This is a genomic window from Halomonas sp. BC2 (assembly GCF_002078115.1).
In the GTDB taxonomy this organism is placed as follows: domain Bacteria; phylum Pseudomonadota; class Gammaproteobacteria; order Pseudomonadales; family Halomonadaceae; genus Vreelandella; species Vreelandella stevensii.
Genome location: NZ_LFGT01000012.1, coordinates 195,721 through 197,391, shown reverse-complemented (window position 1 = coordinate 197,391; position 1,671 = coordinate 195,721). Strand labels below are relative to the sequence as shown.

The following is a 1,671-nucleotide window of genomic DNA, read 5'->3' as shown; positions in this document are numbered from 1 at the left end:
ATTCCAACAACAGCACTTTCATTGGGCTTGTCTTCCATCTTCTTAATAGTGCTGCGCCTGGCGGCGATGCAACAACGAGAATCCGGGGTATCCTTCTCTTCGCCCAGATAGCTCCACATGCCGGTGCAACCCGCGTCGCCGTATACCCGTTTGTCATCGTCCCGGACCAATTCACTGGTCATGGTGACATCGGCGACGTTGGCCGACGTGGCGGCAACACTGTGGGTCAGCCCAGTGACGGCATCGACGCAAATGTGGGCCTTCAGACCGCCTTTCCTGGTCTGCTTCATGTCCGGATCGCGCTGCCTTGCCTTGCTCCTGGTGGAAGGGCGGCCGCCACAATGGTGGCATCGACGATGGTGCCCTCGCGCATGAACAGGCCCTGCTCGGCCAAGCTGGCGTTGATCTCCTCGAAGATCCGCTGGGTCAGGGAATGCTGCTCCAGCAGGTGACGGAAGCGAAGCAGAGTGGTCGCGTCCGGCGCGCTCTCGATGGTCAGATGATACCGATGAAATCACGCATGGCCCGGCTGTCGTAGATGGCATTCTCCAGCGCTTCATCGGCCAAGGCATACCACTGCTGCAGGAAGTAGATGCGCAGCATGCGCTCCAGGCCAATGGGTGGCCGGCCTCGCTTGCCCGCTGAATTCGGGAAGTCGGACGGCGACAGTGCTGCGATCAGCCGCGGCCACGGTAGCATCTCCTCCATCTGGGCAAGAAACCGCTCGTGGCGGGTGACTTTCTTCTTGTGCTAGTGCTCAGCCTGGGCGAATGAGATCTGTTTCATCGGAGTGGCTCTGTCAGCGGATGTTGGACTGGTCAGATTTTACCTCGCCGGTGGCTACGAGGCAGCTCCGACGGGATTTATGCAGCGTTTCCTTAAGTCCTGTTGGGTCATTTGGACCCTTTTACACTATGGTGAGCACCCTTTAGATCTGGTCGCGACCTATGAGCCTGAGTAGTGAGTAAGTGTTCCGATGCCGAGCACGAAGTGAGATTTTGTGTGCATATTGAGTGAGCTCCGTAGGTAGTCCGTTATCCGTACGAATGGCGTGAGGGAGCCCGCGTTGTAAAGCCAGATGGTCAAATATCCGTGTTAAAGACAACCCACCAATGGCACGTTCAGGCACGATAGCCACGGCTTCATGGGTGGCGTCGTCGACAATGATGAGGTTCTTGATAACGCGTCCATCTGCCGTGCGATCAAATACAAAATCCATGGACCAGACCTGATTGGCGGCACCAGGGCGGCCAAGGGGCTTGCGTTCAGACAAGGGAATCTTCTTACGCTTGCGTCGCTTTACCTGCAACCGAGCCGCCGCGTAGAGCCGTTCGACGCGCTTGTGATTGACCTGTTCACCCGCTTGACGCAGTTTCAGGTAGATCATGCCAGCGCCGTAGCGACGATGCCGGTGTGCCAAGGCAACAATGCGTTCACGCAATGTCGCATTGCGGTCAGGGGCTGGTTGGTAGCGCAAGGCACTGGCACTCATACGAATGACACGGAGCGCTCGGCGCTCGCTCAGGCCACGTGACACCATAAAACGCACCACGTCTCGGGGTGCCGGGGTGCTCACCAATTTTTTCTCAGCGCCTCACGAGTGACCTCCATCTCCAGTAGTGACTCCGCGAGCAGCTTTTTCAAACGTCCATTTTCGGCTTCAAGTTCCCC

The 1,671-nt window shown here is 57.6% G+C and carries 2 pseudogenes; both read right to left on the bottom strand.

Annotated elements, in window-relative coordinates:
• Positions 1–786, bottom strand: a pseudogene (locus B7L71_RS09845) (IS5 family transposase); the annotation flags it as partial.
• A gap of 244 nt (positions 787–1,030) precedes the next feature.
• A pseudogene (locus B7L71_RS09835) lies at positions 1,031–1,671 on the bottom strand (IS3 family transposase); the annotation flags it as partial.